16 protein-coding genes and 1 pseudogene are annotated in these 16,317 nt (G+C 59.5%); 10 read left to right on the top strand and 7 right to left on the bottom strand.

Translation table 11 applies throughout. The annotated features are described in order from the left end of the window. The first annotated feature begins 8 nt into the window (after positions 1-8). The gene (locus AC1DMK_RS26980) at positions 9-1,457 is read left to right on the top strand and encodes an HlyD family type I secretion periplasmic adaptor subunit (protein WP_477863467.1); all 1,449 of its coding nucleotides are present in this window, start codon (positions 9-11) and stop codon (positions 1,455-1,457) included. Between the two features lie 7 nt (positions 1,458-1,464). After that, positions 1,465-1,743, top strand: coding sequence for a transposase (locus tag AC1DMK_RS26975; RefSeq protein WP_037064007.1), 279 nt, complete (start codon positions 1,465-1,467; stop codon positions 1,741-1,743). A 176-nt stretch (positions 1,744-1,919) separates the two neighbouring features. Here AC1DMK_RS26975 and AC1DMK_RS26970 read toward each other — a convergent pair whose 3' ends face one another. After that, a complete protein-coding gene (locus AC1DMK_RS26970) occupies positions 1,920-2,552 on the bottom strand; it encodes a TetR/AcrR family transcriptional regulator (RefSeq protein ID WP_477863465.1) in 633 nt (210 codons plus the stop codon). 119 nt (positions 2,553-2,671) lie between these two features. Between AC1DMK_RS26970 and AC1DMK_RS26965 the strand changes: the two genes are divergently transcribed. After that, the gene (locus tag AC1DMK_RS26965) at positions 2,672-3,100 is read left to right on the top strand and encodes a tautomerase family protein (RefSeq protein WP_477863463.1); all 429 of its coding nucleotides are present in this window, start codon (positions 2,672-2,674) and stop codon (positions 3,098-3,100) included. An 82-nt stretch (positions 3,101-3,182) separates the two neighbouring features. After that, positions 3,183-3,581, top strand: a complete 399-nt coding sequence (locus tag AC1DMK_RS26960; protein ID WP_477863461.1) for a VOC family protein — start codon at positions 3,183-3,185, stop codon at positions 3,579-3,581. Between the two features lie 286 nt (positions 3,582-3,867). On the opposite strand, the gene AC1DMK_RS26955 is transcribed toward AC1DMK_RS26960, so the two are convergent. Then, positions 3,868-4,851, bottom strand: coding sequence for an SDR family oxidoreductase (locus AC1DMK_RS26955; RefSeq protein ID WP_477863460.1), 984 nt, complete (start codon positions 4,849-4,851; stop codon positions 3,868-3,870). Between the two features lie 156 nt (positions 4,852-5,007). Here AC1DMK_RS26955 and AC1DMK_RS26950 point away from each other — a divergent pair, with 156 nt between their 5' ends. Next, positions 5,008-5,433 carry a MerR family transcriptional regulator gene (locus AC1DMK_RS26950; RefSeq protein ID WP_477863458.1) on the top strand — a complete coding sequence of 142 codons (426 nt, stop codon included), beginning with the start codon at positions 5,008-5,010 and terminating at the stop codon, positions 5,431-5,433. A gap of 367 nt (positions 5,434-5,800) precedes the next feature. Here the strand turns inward: AC1DMK_RS26950 and AC1DMK_RS26945 are convergent, their stop codons facing one another. Both AC1DMK_RS26945 and gstA read right to left on the bottom strand, forming a co-directional pair. Continuing rightward, the gene (locus AC1DMK_RS26945) at positions 5,801-7,135 is read right to left on the bottom strand and encodes an ISNCY family transposase (RefSeq protein ID WP_477863456.1); all 1,335 of its coding nucleotides are present in this window, start codon (positions 7,133-7,135) and stop codon (positions 5,801-5,803) included. A gap of 432 nt (positions 7,136-7,567) precedes the next feature. Continuing rightward, complete coding sequence (gene gstA, locus AC1DMK_RS26940) at positions 7,568-8,185, bottom strand: glutathione transferase GstA (RefSeq protein ID WP_477863454.1); 618 nt, start codon at positions 8,183-8,185, stop codon at positions 7,568-7,570. A gap of 102 nt (positions 8,186-8,287) precedes the next feature. On the opposite strand from gstA, the gene AC1DMK_RS26935 reads away from it, so the two are divergent. After that, positions 8,288-9,151 (top strand): LysR family transcriptional regulator, encoded by an 864-nt coding sequence (locus AC1DMK_RS26935; RefSeq protein WP_477863452.1) that lies wholly within the window; start codon positions 8,288-8,290, stop codon positions 9,149-9,151. 265 nt (positions 9,152-9,416) lie between these two features. Here the strand turns inward: AC1DMK_RS26935 and AC1DMK_RS26930 are convergent, their stop codons facing one another. Beyond that, positions 9,417-9,893 (bottom strand): MarR family winged helix-turn-helix transcriptional regulator, encoded by a 477-nt coding sequence (locus AC1DMK_RS26930; RefSeq protein WP_477863450.1) that lies wholly within the window; start codon positions 9,891-9,893, stop codon positions 9,417-9,419. Positions 9,894-9,951: 58 nt separating this feature from the next. Between AC1DMK_RS26930 and AC1DMK_RS26925 the strand changes: the two genes are divergently transcribed. From AC1DMK_RS26925 to chrA, 3 genes are all read left to right on the top strand, one after another. Continuing rightward, positions 9,952-10,371, top strand: a complete 420-nt coding sequence (locus AC1DMK_RS26925; RefSeq protein WP_037064002.1) for a cupin domain-containing protein — start codon at positions 9,952-9,954, stop codon at positions 10,369-10,371. A 357-nt stretch (positions 10,372-10,728) separates the two neighbouring features. After that, positions 10,729-11,544, top strand: coding sequence for a sulfurtransferase/chromate resistance protein (locus tag AC1DMK_RS26920; RefSeq protein WP_037064000.1), 816 nt, complete (start codon positions 10,729-10,731; stop codon positions 11,542-11,544). Between the two features lies 1 nt (position 11,545). Next, on the top strand, positions 11,546-12,952 hold the full coding sequence (chrA, locus tag AC1DMK_RS26915) for a chromate efflux transporter (RefSeq protein WP_477863447.1): 1,407 nt from the start codon (positions 11,546-11,548) through the stop codon (positions 12,950-12,952). Between the two features lie 33 nt (positions 12,953-12,985). On the opposite strand, the pseudogene AC1DMK_RS26910 reads toward chrA, so the two are convergent. Together AC1DMK_RS26910 and AC1DMK_RS26905 are read right to left on the bottom strand one after the other, a co-directional pair. Then, a pseudogene (locus AC1DMK_RS26910) lies at positions 12,986-13,263 on the bottom strand (alpha/beta hydrolase family protein); the annotation flags it as partial. A gap of 612 nt (positions 13,264-13,875) precedes the next feature. Next, positions 13,876-14,763 carry a LysR family transcriptional regulator gene (locus AC1DMK_RS26905; protein ID WP_037068624.1) on the bottom strand — a complete coding sequence of 296 codons (888 nt, stop codon included), beginning with the start codon at positions 14,761-14,763 and terminating at the stop codon, positions 13,876-13,878. A gap of 119 nt (positions 14,764-14,882) precedes the next feature. On the opposite strand from AC1DMK_RS26905, the gene AC1DMK_RS26900 reads away from it, so the two are divergent. Continuing rightward, positions 14,883-15,233 (top strand): antibiotic biosynthesis monooxygenase, encoded by a 351-nt coding sequence (locus tag AC1DMK_RS26900; protein ID WP_477863445.1) that lies wholly within the window; start codon positions 14,883-14,885, stop codon positions 15,231-15,233. Positions 15,234-16,317: the final 1,084 nt, after the last annotated feature.

The raw sequence follows: 16,317 nt of genomic DNA, 5'->3' as shown, positions 1-16,317 counted from the left end.
CGTTTGCCATGACCCTTGTTCAACTGGACGCAACGCTGGCGAGATTTTCAAATTCGCAAAGGACGGGCCAGCGGTTCGCTCAACGATCGACAGCGACAGCCAAGCAACAGGCTGCCGCCTATTCGCCGGTGATCAGGTCGAAACAGCGCGGACCCGCACCCCCTTCCCCCATGCCGGGACTAAGAGGCGTTGTTTGGACGGGTAACCTGTTGATCTGTGTCTTTATAGTCGGATTGGGAATCTGGTCGGTTCTGGCGCCGCTCAAAAGCGCTGCGATTGCATCGGGCGTTATCGAACCGGAGTCCAGCCGTAAGACCATTCAGCATCTGGAAGGCGGAATTGTGCGACGGATACTCGTCAAAAACGGCGATGCAGTCACGGCCGGGCAAATCGTGATAGAACTCGACGATACGAAGTCCCGCTCGGAGCGCGACAGCGTTCAAGGGCAACTTTGGGACGCCGAAGGAAGTCGCGCCCGCCTGCTTGCGGAGCAGACGGGCGGCGACCATGTCGCCTATCCGCAGGACCTCAGGGCAGCAATGGAGAGATATTCTACGGTCAGCGCGATTCTGACTGGCCAACAGAAAATCTTTGAAGCCCGTCGCCGGGTCATGCAGGCGGAAATCGGAATCACCAATGAAAAAATCGCGCAGGTGCAACAGGAAATCGTCGGACTTGGCGCGCAGAAGGCAGCACTGGCCGACAGAGCCACAATCTCGCAGCAAGAACTGGATCAGGTTACGGCCCTCAGCGCCAAAGGACTGGAAAGAAGGAGCAGGCTTCTCAACCTCCAGCGGGAAAAAGCAGACCTTGATGGCCGGCAGGGTGAAGTAGAGGCACAGATCTCTCGCGCCTACCAGGTGATCAGCGAGTCACAGGCCGATCTCGCAAAGCTTGAGAGCGACCGGTTGAGCGAAGTCGCCCAAGGCATGCGAGATACGGAAAGCCAGATCATGCAACTGCGCGAGCGCTTGCGGGCGATCGACGACCAACTTTCAAGGACCGATATTCGTGCTCCCGAAGATGGAACAATCATGAACCTGCGCATCCACACAGCCGGTGGCGTGGTCGGCGCGGGCGAACCGCTCGTCGATCTTCTGCCACGCGCCGATCGGCTTATCGTGTCTGCCCACGTCAGACCGGAAGACATCAATCTCGTCCGCGCGGGACTCGAGGCACAGGTTCACCTCCTTCCATACAACCAGCGGCGTGTTCCACTCCTGAAAGGTCGGGTCGAGTATGTATCAGCGGACCGTCTCACCGATGCGCAAAGCGGCCAGCCCTACTTTGCCGCGACAATCCGTGTAACGGACGAGCGGTTGGCGAAAATGAGTGATGTCGAATTGGTCGCAGGCATGCCCGCACAGGCACTGATCGAAACGGGCAAAAGCAGCGTGGCATTCTATGCTATCCGACCACTTCTCGACAGCTTCAACAGAGCATTTCGTGAGGACTGAGGCGGTGATGGGCAAGAGAAAATTCGACGACGACCAGATTGCGAGCATTCTGAAGGAGCACCAAGCCGGAGTGACGGTGGCAGATGTTTGCCACAAGCACGGCATTAGCGAGCCGACTTTCTATCGGTGGCAATCCATGCAGTTCGGAAATGTCGGTCTCGATGCCAAAAGGGTGAGAGCACTGGAGGAAGAGAACCAGAAGCTCAAGAAGCTTTTGGCCGAAGCCATGCTCTCGGCGGCAACGCTAAGCGAGATGCTGGCGAAGACATCGAAAGGGCGAAACTAACCTCTAAACAGAGGGGTTTGTTGGCAGCCTTCTGGCCCTGCATATCAGGAGCGCGGCACCTCCCCAAGTGGGGCGAAGGGATACGGCTCGAAAAGTAGCAAGCCACAACGTGGCGGGCCGCACCCGACGAAGATGAGCACTATATGTACGCTATAGCCCACCAACGCCGCACAACTTTAATGGTCGACAGAACTCGAATGGGCGCTGTCCAATTCTTTCTGGCCGGTCAAGCGCAACGCTGCCTGCGCTACGAGGTGGGCGATGCGGTCAGACAACTCCGGGTCCGATACGGCTCGGGCAAGCGTGACGCCCCCGCTGAGCATGGCGAGCAGTACGATCGCCTGATCTTTTTGCGAACCGGCGGGCGTGCCTGGAGTATCATTCTCCGGTAAACCTGCGGCGACCTCTTCGACGAGGCGCTTCAACTCTGCCGTATAAGCAGCGCGCGTATCGTCATCCGCGCGCATCACGTCGGTGGACAGGCTCGGCAAGGCACAGCTTTCGCCGAGATCGCAGGTCCGTTTGTAACCAAGATAGAATCCCACGAAGGTCGTCAGCCAACTCGTCTGTTCGCTGCCTTTGAGCGCTGCAATCCCTTGCCGCAACTCTTCCAAGCCTGACAGCACGGCGGTGCGGAAGGCTTCGCTCTTGGACTTAAAGTGCCCATAGAAGGCGCCGTTGGTCACGCCAGCGGCCTTGGTCAATGCTTCGATGCCGCCGCCACCATAGCCCTCCTTCCGGAAAACCCGGCCCGCCGCCGCCACGATCTTAGATTTGGTCTCCTGTTTATGCTCCGGGCTGTAGCGCATCGCCGTCCTCATTGAGAGTGTTCGCTCTTTATCTCTTGAATAGAGAGTGATCCATGTTTATAGATAGAGAGCATTCGGTATATATCAAATGCCGTTTCTGTTCAAATGAGGAGAACTCTATGCCCATTACGCTCACCGTGCCCGAAGGTCTGCTATCGCCACAAGCGCAGGCCGAGGCTTTTTCCGGACTAACAGACGCGATTCTCGAAGTCTCGGGTCTGACCGGGAATGCCTTCATGACGGCCAACATCGTCGGCTCGATCAACGTGTTGCCGAAGGAGCATATACTCGCCGGCGGTAAGGTGGTGGCGGCAGCTTTTGTCGAACTTAAGCTCCCCGAGATCGCGCTGGCGACGCCTGAGGCGAAAAGCGCTTTTATTAGGAAGGCAACGGATATCGTCGAAAAGGCGGCCGGGGGACGGCTGAAGCGTGAACATATCTGGTCAAACATCGTCTACGCTCCCGAAGGAGCTTGGGGCATCGCCGGCCGCAGCTACGACAATGCTAGCTTGATCGAGGCCATAGCGGGCACCGGTGTCGCCCTGTAGCGTTTCGCGTCTCTAAATTCCTCAAGGCTGGACTGCGAGACGCGAAGATTTCGCGGTCTGGTACCTTATTGGAGGCCATGCCATGCAGCTTGCTAACTATCTCTTTTTTACGACCCAGTGTGAAGCAGCGCTCGACTTCTATACCAAATGTGGCCTTGGTCGGGTCACGGCGCTCATGCGTCATGGCGACCACGGAGTGCCGCTCGCCAGTGAAGGTATGCGCGGCAAAGTCATGCACTCCCGCTTCGAGGGACCTGGTCTTCTGTTCTTCGCCTCGGACAATCACGATGCCGAGCCGATGCGAGGCTCCGCTCACATGCTCATCATGGACGATCGCGCCACTACAGACAGATTATTCACGGCGCTTGCCGATGGCGGCGGCAAGATTACCACACATCTCGCGGTGCAGCCGTGGGGGAGTTATTACGGTAAACTCACCGATCGGTTCGGTGTCCAGTGGATGTTCGACTGTCTATCGTAGGCTGCCGTGCGATAGCCATGCGGTGATCGGAGCGTCATGTAGCTGCCGCGCAGAATAATCATGATCTCGGCCAAAGTGAGGGGCAGCTATAACGTATGATCGGCGGATATCTCAGCAGAGCCTATCTCGCTTGGTGGGGGTGAGTGAACCTCGGTTTTGATTGTCCACGCGAGATTCGCCTATCATGTTGATAGCAAAAGATATATTGGATCAATTGGTGCGGCAATCGGCGGCAAATGGCGGCGGCCCCCGACGATGGTGAGCACTATGTCTACGCTTTAACCCTCTAACGCCGCATTTGATCCTTTTGTGTGGGCAAGAGGCCGTTTGCTCGAAACCAGACCACTTCATCGCGCAGCGTTTCGATGATCGGACGGAATTTCAAACCCAACTCTCGTTTGCTTTTGGCGGGATCGTAGCGAGAGCGGTCATTCTCCGTCGCGACGGTGCGCGCCATGGCCCAGCTCAACAAGACCGGCTTGCCGGTCATCCGAGCGTAAAGCTCATTGCCAGCACCGATCAGGTGGAGAAGAATCAGCGGAATGCGCCGGGCCGGTGCCTTGGCCCCGGTTGACTGTGCGATCAACGGCAGCAGATCGGCCATAGTCATATGCCGACCGGCAGCAAGGTAGCGTTCACCTCGTCTTCCCTGATGGTTGGCAAGGATCATCGCCTGTGCCACATCTCGTGCATCGACCACAGAGAAGGATCCGGGCGGAACGCCCGGTAGGCGTTCAAGCGCCGTATCTAGGACGGTTTGACCTGCCGATGTCGGTCCGACATCGCCCGGCCCGTGCATCCAACCGGGGAGCACCATGGCCGCCCAGAAGTCGGGATGCGTATCGAGAAAGCCGAGCACCACGCGGTCCGCCAGGATCTTGCTGCGATAATAATCGTCGGCGTCCCGCTCATCCCGCTGCATGGTCTCATCAATGATCTGTCCAGGTGCGCCGCGCAGCACGGCAACCGAACTGGTGTGGACGAAGCGATGCACGCCGGCGTTCCATGCGTGATCGAGCAGGGCGCGGGTGCCCTCGACATTGGCCGCGTAGAGAGCATCCCAATGGCGGCCACCTTTGTAGGAATCCCGGAAATAGGCCGCAGTATGGAAAACTACATCGACGCCCCGAAGCGCATCCGCGAAACCAGGCACGTCGAGCAAATCGCCGGTGACGACATCCAGGTCGAGCCCGGCAAATTGCCGCGCCGCCTTTTCAGGGGAGCGGACCAGCGCCCGCACACGCCAACCTTCGGCGGTCAGTTCACGCACAAGGTTGTTGCCAAGAAGCCCGGTGGCCCCCGTCACGAAGGCAAGGGGGAGGATGATGGGCTATTGGGATCGTTCGGCATGAAACTGCTCCACAGTTGAAGGAGCATGCTCTATAAGACTGGACCAAGGTCCATGGTCAAGAGCTTGAGGAACAAAATGCTGATAGGGGAATTCGCCCGGCGGACAGGACTTAGCCAGGACACCGTCCGCTTCTATGCCCGCAAGGGTCTGCTCGCGCCGCAACTCGGCGCCAAGGGCGGCCGCAATCCCTATCAGATTTTCACCGAACGGGATGCTTCGACGGCCCGAATGATTCGCTTCGCGCAATCGCTGGGCATGTCGCTCAAGGAGATCGCGGAGATTGCCACGGAACTACAGCGCGAGGGTCTCTCGCAGGCGCGTGAAATCGAGATCATGGAAGTCCAGCTTGCCAAACTGGAGCAGAAGGCGGCCGAACTGGCCGAACTGACCAACTACCTGCGGGCAGAGCGCGATTGGGTTGTGCGCGGCAAGCCGGGCGATGAACCGCGATTTACCGATGAGACGCTTTGCCTGGCTTCAACACTGCCCGGCGTCAGGTAACCGTGCGGCAATCGGTGGCGTTTGCGTCGTCATCGCGCAGAAAATCGCGCCATAGCGTAGAATCGGCAGGGCTGGCGGGCCACGCTCGACGAAGATGAGCACTACGTCTACGCTATCGCCCTCTAACGCCGCCCGCAGTATCTCTAGACTAAATGTCGCCCTGGCCAGGCGAACATTTAGTCTAGTGCCCGTCCATAAACGCCTGTTTTTCTCGGGTTTTCAAGGTTTCTTGTCCACTGAAGGATGTTGGTTGGGACGGGTGGTGGTACAGAACCCGTCAGATTATGGCGCGAAGCGCGATTTGGCGGCAATGTGGTATCGGCCGCCGCTCGCGGGAAGTGTTCTGAACACTGCCGGATGAGGGGTGTCAGGTTGGTCTGAGGCGGGCGAAGAGGGCGAGATTGTAAGCGACCACCGAGGACCAGACATAAGCCTTGAAGTGGTCGAGCCCGCGCCAGGTGCAGCGTCCCAAGCCATAAGCGCGTTTCAGACAAGAGATGCCGGCCTCGATGCCAGCGCGGAAGTTTCTGAGCTTGCGATAGACCCAGCGGCTGCTGACCATGTCTTCGATGCTGAGGCCGCGCTTCTTGTGGAAGGCCATGTCGCGGATGCCGCGGGCTTTGGCTCCATTCAGATTTTCGCGGCTGGCATAGCCGCCGTCGGCTGCGGCCTGGCGCGGCGGCTCGCCGTAAAAAGCGATGTGGCGTTCCAGCATTGGCAAGAAGCGCTCGCTGTCGGTCGGGTTGCCGGCTTCGATGACGAGGTCGAGGATCAGCCCGCTTCTGCCGGTCGTCAGATTGAGTTTGTGGCCGTAGTCGACGTCGCGGCTGCCCTTGACGATGATGTCGACATGCGGCTCGAACAGGCTCACCAGCTTCTCGCCAGCCGGGACCGGCTCCCCGGCCAGGACCCGCCGCTCGGTCTGATCGATGATCCGCTTGATCAGCGGCTGATAGTGGCAGACTTGCGCCTGCCAGAGTTCAACCGCCGGGCTCGCCGCCAGGGTCGGCCGTTCAACCGCCTGTTCGAGATAGCTCAAGGTGGTGCGCGTGATCTTGAGCAGTTCGCGGTAGTGCTTCACCCGTTTCGGTCGTCCGCGGGTATATTGGATCGCTTGAGCCCGTTTCTTTGCCGCGCGACGGTGGTCATGCCATAGGGTGGCACGACCCTGTGCATCGGCCTGCTGCAACAGCCGCACTATCACCCGCACAGCGTCCCATAACAGGCTGCTGTCGCTCGGCTCATGGATCAGTGCGGCGGTGACGGTGCTGTCCACACGCACGACCTTGCCACTTTCCAGCTTCTCTTGCCGCGCGCTTGCCAGCAGCAGCCGGTTGATCTCTTCAAAGGTTTGCGCCCGGATCGCGCTGATTGTCTTGTGCAAGACCGACTTCTTCGGGTTCCATCCCCACGGTAGCCGGGCAAAGGCGCGGAACGAGGCGGAGTCTTCCAAGTGGAAGGCCAGTTCTTGATAACTTAACTGGCGATGCTGCTTGAGCAGGGCGCAGCGCAGCACAGCCTCGGCCGGTAGACCCTCGCGACCGGTCTCTTTGAGACCATGCCGGCGCAGATCTCGCGTCACCAGCCCCAGCAGATCACGATGCTCATCCAGCCATTGCGATATCGCCTTCAGTTCACGACCGATCTCGTGTTCGGCGAAAAGATCGAATACACTGGCTTGGACCGTGCGTTCTTGGCGCATTGTCGGCTCCGGCGGTTACGGGTTTGTCTTTAGAATCAGTAGCTTGATCTGAAGTATACCTGAAACCGCCGGGCTTTGCCCGCGCAAAAATCGCGATTCATACAATAATTTCAGCAGTTTACCGTTTGTGGACGGGCACTAGTCTAGCGGTCTACGTCGTCGAAGATTGACTGAATTTTGGAGCGTGCGCTGGCGGTTCGGCCGACGGGTGACTCCACTCGACTTTCGACATCGGGATCGCGTGTCTCGTTGAGGTCCTCAATTGCTTTCCCGATGGCAATTCGCCCACCATCAATCTTAACGCGGTCGGAGTCGTCGATCGGAAGCGCGTCCTCGATACCCCCAATATCCGACCGCCAGCGACGCCACCGCGTCCCGCGATATGGCGGCAGCGCGTGTCACGGTCTTCCCCCGGTCCCCAGAGAAGGTTGCTCATACGACTAACGGAACTGCTGCTTCCCGTTCCAGCGCGGCCGCGACCGATGGGCGAACCTCGATCCGACGCATGTAGGCTGCAACTTTCGGCCAGCGGCTGAGGTCGATGCCGAAGCCTTTCATCCAACCGAGGACCGTGAAGAGGTAAGCGTCCGCCACCGTGAAGCGGTCGCCCATCAAATAGTCTCGCGTCGCGAGACCGGCTTCGATGAGATCGAAGCGCCGGGACAGCTTCGTCTTGAAGAGGTCTCGCAGCGTCTCCGGCAGGTCTAGGTTGAACAGCGGGCTCGATCCAGAGTGGACTTCGCTGGTGATGAAGTTGAGCCATTCCTGAAGCCGCACACGCTCCAGGGTGCCATTGGGCGGTGTTAGTCCTGAATTCGGCTTCAGGTCTGCCAGATACTGGACGATCGCCGGCCCCTCCGTCAGCACGTCTCCGGTGTCGAGCGCGAGCGCCGCCACATAGCCCTTCGGATTGACGGAGAGGAAATCGCCATGCTCCGACGTGCGCTTCGTGCGGTTGTCGACCCGGACGAGATCGTAAGGCAGCTTCAGTTCCTGAAGCACGATATGCGGCGATAGAGAGCAGGTGGCGGTAGCGAAATAGAGTTTCATGATGAAGGTTCCGCAGTCGGTGGATTGTCACCTTTGACATTGACGCAGAAGCAAGAATAAGGAAAATTACTGCAACAGATAACTGATATAAGTTAAGCTACTATGAACCTGACCCAACTCCGGAGTTTGATCGCCGTCGCCGAAGCGGGCAGCTTTACCGCCGCCGCGACGAGCGTCGGCGTCACGCAATCCGGCATGAGCCAGGCACTGGCGGCGTTGGAGGAAAGCCTGGGCGTGAAGCTATTGACGCGCCAGCGGCACGGCGTCGAACTCACCGCCTTCGGAGAGCGGGCGCTAGACCATGCCCGTGCTGCGCTCGTGCATCTGGAGGCGATTCGGAATGAGGCGGCGGAGGCAACCGGTGAGGAAGCGGGATCCGTGCGGATCGCGGCCTTTCCCAGCGTCTTCGCCACAGTGTTGCCGCCGCTTCTACGTCGCTTCCGCGCTCTCCATCCGGGCATTGAGCTGGTTGTGCTCGAAACGGACGATCGGGAGGTCGAGGCCTGGCTGAAGGCAGGGTCCATTGATCTCGGCGTCGTCCTCAACCCGTCGCCGGACAGCGATGCGGTCCCCATCGGACAGGACGCGTGGGTCGCCGTGCTGCCGTCGGGGCACCGTCTTGGACGACGTGGCACACTGTCCTTCGTCACACTGGCCGTCGAACCTTTCGTACTCGCGACCGGCGGGTGCCACGTCCATGCACGAACGCTCGCCGAGGCCGCCGGCCTGTCGCTCGCTGACGTGCGAATGGAGGTGCGGGACTGGGCCAGCGCGATTGCCCTGGTCAGGGAAGGTGTGGGTGTCAGCCTCGTGCCGGAATCGACACTGCCCGACAACCGGAAAGGCCTGCGAACGGCGCGGCTCGATCCGTCCCTGTGCCGCCGCTTCGGCTTGATGACGTCGCCGGTGCGCAAACGCTCGCGGGCGGCAAATCTGTTGATCGAATTGGCGCGACAGCAAGAATAGGCGTGGCGGATCACGCTGCTTACGCAGGTGACGAGGCTCAAGGATATGGCGATCAGGATGTGCGGTTTTCAGGATTTGCCGCTTTTCACATCCCGATCATATCCTGATGCCCGGCGCCCGCTGGCGCTCATGCCGGGCGGGTTTGGCTAGGGGGCCACCCCCGCGCGGCGCAAGGTATCGCTTTCATCAGGCCGGCTCACCTCGGGAGGTACGGTTCTCGAACCGTTCTGAGACGGTCCCTACCACCATCGCCAAGTTGAGTTTTTCAGCGGTTTGTCGGTTCTTGCGCTTTGGTCGACAGCTGCTGCAACACATCTACGAAGTCATCGAAGCGCTCCTTTCCAACCTCTTTGGACCATTGTTCATGCAACTGCCGAAGACATCCGAAAATGGCTGCGACTACTTCATGTCCCCGTAGCGTTAGATAGACCAGTCGGCGATCGCTGCCGTCGGCTGCGCGCCGCTCGACATAGCCCAGGTCTTCAAGCTGGCTGAGCAGATAGTTCACAGCTTGTCGCGACATCCGCTTCTGACGCGCGAGCTCGGACGGTCTCATTCCATTCGGCAGCGGAAACGAGAACACGGCAAAATGCGCCTCCTGGAAGTCAACAAACCCTGCCTCGTGAATGGCTTGCAGCATGCGGTCGCGCACATGCTGCCAGACAACGCGCAGCAGCGCGCCGAAGAACGGCGGACCGGGCAACGCGTCGGGAATTGAATCCGAGGGCAATAGGATTGACATGTATGTAAAGTCACTTTACTTGTTGATGTAAAGCTACTTTACATTGTGGGGGCCTTATATGGAAGCGGTACGAAACGATATTGTGCGGATCGGGCAACTCGAACTGCGTTTTCTCATCAGTGAAGTCGGCGCGACGGTGTTCGAATTCACGGTGCCATCTCGGGCGCGCGTCCCGGCTCCGCATCATCATCGGGATGCCGACGAATTCCTCTACGGCCTTGAAGGCGCGCTTACTGTCATCGTCGACGGGCAAACGCACGAGATTCGCGCCGGCGATGCCATATTCATTCCGCGAGGGGCGGTGCACCATCACGAGAACCTGCATCATGGCACAGCCAAGGTCCTGGCGACCATCACGCCGGGTACAATTGGACGGCGTTATTTCGAGGAAATTGCCGAGGTGGTGAACGTACCCGGCAAACCGGACCTCGCTAAGGCCAATGAGATCATGCTCCGCCACGGACTGGTCCCAGTCTGATCAGTTCACCCAAGCCTCGCAATTTTCCAGTTGATTGCGCAAGGAAATAGGAGCGTGACTAAGGCCGCTGTTGGCGCTTTCTGGCCGAGCCGTCATCGCCGAGCCCGGGTGAAGCTCTGGCGACCACTTTCACCGTGCTGGAAGCCCCCTTCCCGCTTCACCGAGACCCGACCTTGCCGGTTAAGCTCCAGCGAGGTTTCACGGCGCCTTTCGGGCCATAGGAAGCAGCTGGCAGTCGCAAACAGTTGACATCACTTTGATCTCATGTCTGACTGAATGTATGGGGTCGCGATCACCCCACGAGGCGTCACGCTGAAGTATCGCGTCCAACGAACCGTCACAACGGAGGGACGCGCGATGCCGTCGTTCACTGAAATATCACCTGAAAAGCTAAACCGTCTGATCGGGACACCCGGGGCTCCGAGGCTTATCGACGTTCGCAACGACGAGGATTTTTCCGCCGATCCCCGGCTCATTCCGGGTTCTTTCCGGCTCCCCTTTGCCGAAGTCGCCCAATGGGGCAATGACCTTTCTGGCCCGACCGTCGTTATCTGCGACCACGGTGCCAAACTCAGCCACGGCGTGGCTGCGCATTTGCGCGTGATGGGCGTCGCCGCCGAAACTCTTGAGGGCGGCTTCAAGGCCTGGATAGAAGCGGGTGGACTGGCTGTTCCCGAGGAGAAGCTGCCGCCGCGCGATAGGCAGGGGAGAACGGTTTGGGTGACGAGGGCGAGGCCGAAGATCGACCGCATTGCATGTCCATGGTTGATCCGCCGCTTCGTCGACCCGTCCGCGATCTTCCTCTTCGTTGTCGCCTCCGAGGTTTCGATGGTGGGAGATCGCTTCGGCGCGACGCCGTTCGATATAGAAGACGTATTCTGGAGTCATCGCGGCGATCTGTGTTCGTTCGACACCATGATCCAGGAGTTCGCACTGGAATCGGAGCCGCTATTGCGCCTCGCGACTATCGTCCGCGCCGCCGATACTTCGCGACTTGATCTCGCGCCTGAGGCCGCTGGCTTGCTTGCGGCATCGCTTGGGCTCTCCAGGATGTACACCGACGACCTGGAACAACTCGAGGCAGGGATGGTACTTTACGATGCCTTCTATCGCTGGTGCCGAGACGCCAAGGAGGAGACACACAATTGGCCCTCCGCAAAGAAGGGGGCCTAAGATGACGATCATTTCCACAAACAAGGCGAACGACCAAACGATTTGCGAGGCTCACCACAGCGTGTCCTTTGGTGAAGCTTTTCGCGTTTGGGTGCGGGTCGCCGCCCTCAGCTTCGGGGGACCGGCAGGACAGATCGCCGTCATGCACCGCATCGTGGTCGACGAGAAGAAATGGATCGGTGAGCATCGCTTCTTGCATGCTCTCAACTATTGCATGCTGTTGCCCGGACCCGAGGCACAGCAGCTCGCCATCTATATTGGCTGGCTGTTGCACCGGACTGCAGGCGGTTTGGTCGCGGGCATTCTGTTCGTACTTCCCGGTTTCCTCTCCATCCTTTTGCTCAGCTACCTCTATGTGGCTTTCGGAAACGTCGATGCCGTCGGAGGGATGTTCTTCGGCCTCAAAGCCGCCGTCCTTGCGGTCGTCATACAAGCGGTCGTCAGGATCGGTGGGCGGGCACTCCGGAACACCGCAATGATCGCAATCGCCACAGCCGCGTTCATTGCGATCTTCGTATTCCATGTGCCGTTCCCTCTGATCATTGTGGCTGCTGCGACGATTGGCTTTGTCGGTTCGAAGTCCGGCTCCGGCTCCTTTCGGGTCGGAGGCCACAAGTCTGGGGGTGGACCGGTGCTGTCGGACGCCGAATCCGCGCTGGGCGAAGAAATACCTCCGCATGCGCGCCCGAACCTGCAATGGTCGTTGCGTATCTCCGCAATACTGCTTTCGCTGTGGCTCGTTCCGTTGCTCCTTCTGTATGTGTTCCTCGGTGGCGACGACGTGTTCACTCAGATCGGTTTCTTTTTTAGCAAGATGGCTGTCGTAACGTTTGGCGGAGCTTACGCAGTGCTTGCGTACGTTGCGCAGCAAGCGGTTCAACACTACGGGTGGCTCAAACCTACCGAGATGCTTGACGGCCTCGGCATGGCGGAGACGACGCCGGGACCACTCATTATGGTGCTGCAATTCGTCGGCTTCATGGGAGCCTATCGAGATTCGGGAAGTCTCAACCCCATAGTAGCCGCTACACTTGCCGCGGTCCTGACCACCTGGGTGACGTTCATACCGTGTTTCCTTTGGATATTCCTCGGAGCACCGTTCATCGAGAAGCTAAGAGGGAACACCGCACTTGCAGGTGCGATGTCAGCAATCACCGCCGCAGTCGTCGGCGTCATACTCAATCTGGCGATCTGGTTCGGTCTTCATTTCCTCTTCGCGGAGGCTAAGGTCCACCGTCTGGGGCCGCTTTGGATCGAACTGCCGGTTTGGTCTTCGCTCTCCCCGCCTGCGCTCATGCTCAGTCTAGCAGCGGCGATCGCGATTTTCCGCTTCAAGGTGTCGGTCATCCCAACCTTGCTGGCATGCGCTCTTGTGGGTGTGGTGTGGAGCATCATTAACTCGGCCTGATCGACGGTGGGGCTGGCCGCAAATCGCGTTGCGGCGAGTTGTGGCTTCTGAAAACCTTTCGGCTTGATCAGCCGAGGCGTGGTCATCGTGCTTGCCGTGCAAAAGCAATGTTTCTGCACGGATCATGTGTAAATGATACAAGGCAGAGCGATCCAAGAACGCTTCATTTGAAAGGCCAGCCTCCTTCTCGATCGCCTGTTGCAATACCCACGAACTGTTTTGGTAAGCTTCCTTGAGATCGTGGACGCCGCCCGACAGGATGATTGCGGGCGGTCGGGCACCTTTGCGGCAACCCTTGCTGAAGCGACTGCCTATCGTTGTAGATAGCGAGGTCCGAGGGGACATTGCCTTCAATGAACTGGAAGACGTCGCGGCCAGCTTCGTCGTTGCCACAGGAACGCAAAACTGCGGTGAAGCCAAATTTGCTCGAATTGCTTGAGCAGCGCGTGCGCAGAATCGGTGGTCGCATGGGCAGTCGGCGAACGCCTAGAGTGGGTGGGAAGCGGACCCCGGCCGCGACATCGCCATTCGCCTGCATCTGGCTCCTAAATGACGTTGGGAACGTCCGGGCAAGTGGGCACGCGCCCAAAGGGGCGCCGAGATCGATGGACCCCGCGCTATCTGATGGGCAACCGCTTCACGGTGGCGGACGCTTACCTCTTCACGGTCCTCGGCTAAATGAAGGGCTTCGGGATCGACGTTAGCCGCTGGCCGAAAGTCGCAGCCTACATGCGGCGGATAGAGGTGCGCCCCTCAGTCTCGGCGACGCTGGAAAGGGAAGCAGCAGTCCCGGCAGTTGCGTGAACAACTTGCTCGTTGGGACCAGGGGAAGACGTGACACGCGCCAGCCCCGCCAGTTTGCGGAACGCGGCGGCGTTGCGGGGGGGCGATCCGGACCGGGTTGTGCCGCTTTAGGGAGGCACCTATTGCGGTTGCAAATGTTCGGCCATGAAGTCGAGGAACGCCCTCAGTTTGGGCGTGATCTGGCGGCTGGCCGGCCAGAGCACATTGAACTGATCGGTCTCGGTGACCCACTCTTCTAAGATTGACACGAGACGGCCGTCAGCGATCTCGGCACGGATCGCAAATGGCGGCAGACAGGCAATTCCCAGCCCCTCGATCGCCAACTCGATCAGAGGGTCGACCGCCGTTGCGCTCATTCGCTCCGGCAGAATGATCTTCTCTCGCCTCTCCGCACGCGCGAACGGCCAAGGTCGCAGCTTGCCCTTGCTGGGCGACCGTTGGTGCAGGCACTGATGATGCGCCAGATCGTCAGGGGTTTTCGGCACGCCGCATCTCGCCAGATAGTCGGGTGAGGCGACGATTTTCTGTCGGAACCGTCCAACATTGCGGCTCATCAACCGGCTGTCCGATGGTTGCCCGGTGCGAATGACCGCATCGAACCCATCCTCCACAACGTCCACCAGCCGATCGGTAAAATCCAGATCGAGTTGCACCTCGGGCCAGGCGCGCATGAACTTAGCCATAACAGGTGTCAGCAGCATACCGACCAGCGGCAGACTGATGCGCAGCCGACCTCTTGGCGTTCGGTTGGAACGGGCAAGCTCAGCTTCGGCTGCCTCGACCTCCTCGAAGATGCGGCGGCAGCGTTCGAGGAACAGCCGCCCTTCTTCGGTAAGCGTCATATTGCGGGTGTTGCGATGGAATAGGCGCACGTCCAGCCGTTGTTCAAGTCGAACCACCGCCTTGCCAACTGCCGAGGCAGAAAGGCCGAGCTTGCGGCCGGCGGCGACGAAGCTGCCTGTTTCAGCCGATTGCACGAAGGCATTCAGTGCAGCGAATCTATCCATTGCCAATGGATAGCGGAATGCTTGTCCGTAGTCATCGGAATAGAGGCCCGTTTTTCCGATAAACGACGTCGACTATCTCTGGGTCTTCGCAACCTTGAGTTCTTTCATTGGAGACGAACATGATCCCCGCCTTCGCTATCCAGCCCGCACCAACCACTTTCATCGTCAACGTCATTCACGTTCACGCCGGCAAACAGGAGGAAGCGTTCCAGATCATCCAGGATGTCGTCCGCTATGTCGCCGAGCGTAAGCCGGGCTTTCTGTGGAGCAACCTCGCCAAAAGCACCGATGGGCTGACCGTCGTGAATATCGAGGCGATTTCTGATCCCGGCGATGTCGAAATCTTCTTTTCGGATCCGGTCTTCCTCGAGAAATTCCGCAAGCTCGACACTGTCTCAACCAGCGAGTTTCACACCTACACCGTCGGGGATCTGGTGCTGCCGAAAGCCCCTTCGCTACGGCACGGGTAAAATCGGCTGCCGGAGGCGGGCTCTGCGCGCTCGCGGTGGCCGGCTTCCTCTGACGGAGGCTCTGCCGGCGGGTTGCTCCCGCAGATCGGGGCATCGTTGGGGTAAGCGAGGCCATGGCCGGGCATCGATCAGTATCTATGCATTGGGGTCGCTGCTCGCCGTGATCCCGCTGACGGCAGCAACGCGAAGCTGGCGCTATCATCGGCTTCGCAATCGCAAATCTGATCACGGCAATGACGGCGAGCTTCATCGTCGCAGTGGCGGTGAGTTTCGTCGGAGGCGTATCGGCCGGCCTGCTATGGGCGTTACTGGCCGGTTATTCGGTTCGCATGGCGCCATCCCGTCTCGCGAGGCGAACGATGGCCATCGAATGGTGGGGACACCCTTGGCGCTCTCTACGGGCATCCCGTCCGGCGCCTTTCTGGGCGTCCTCATCGGTTGGAAATTGACGTTCGGTTCGCTCAGCGTCACGCGTTGTTGCTGGTCGGCAGGATCATCTTGAAGGCGCCGGATTTCGCCGAGGCTGAAACGGAAGTCCCTTCATGGCCCGAGGTCTTTGCGGTTCAGCAGACCGCGTCGACGCGCGCACCGGGGCCGGCGGCAGATGTGGCCCAAGCGATGATCGTCACGGCATGGAATATCGCCATTTCGGTGGAGCCGCCGCGGTGGTGTCATCCTCGTCACTGCGGGAGCGGTTGGACTGCCGTGGACAAGTATTGCCCTGCTTGTGGGCGCTGCCCGATCAGCAGTTTGCATAAAACGGGCTGTAGCTGGTCAAGCCGGCTAGCAAATGGCCATCGATGTCGCGGCTCTGACCAAGCCCCATGCGAGAACCAACGTGTACGGTTCGAATCCAGTCGAGGGCTCAATCTCAACACGAATTCTTCGGCCGCGAAGACCACGTCGGCTTCTGTCCAACTTTCACGCGGTGCCAAAGTAGAAGAGCGGCCCGCCGAAGGCTGCACCCAAGAAACAAAACGCCGATCCAGCCGAACCCCGCATAGACGGAAGTCGAGGCGATGGCGCCCACGGCGCTTCCTGCCGAATGGAAAGCCATGCAGCCGCCAAGAAGGCGGCTATGCGC

It is taken from the genome of Rhizobium sp. 05L419 (assembly GCF_056397845.1).
Note: the sequence above shows the minus strand (reverse complement) of the source record. Positions and strands in the feature narration are given on the sequence as shown.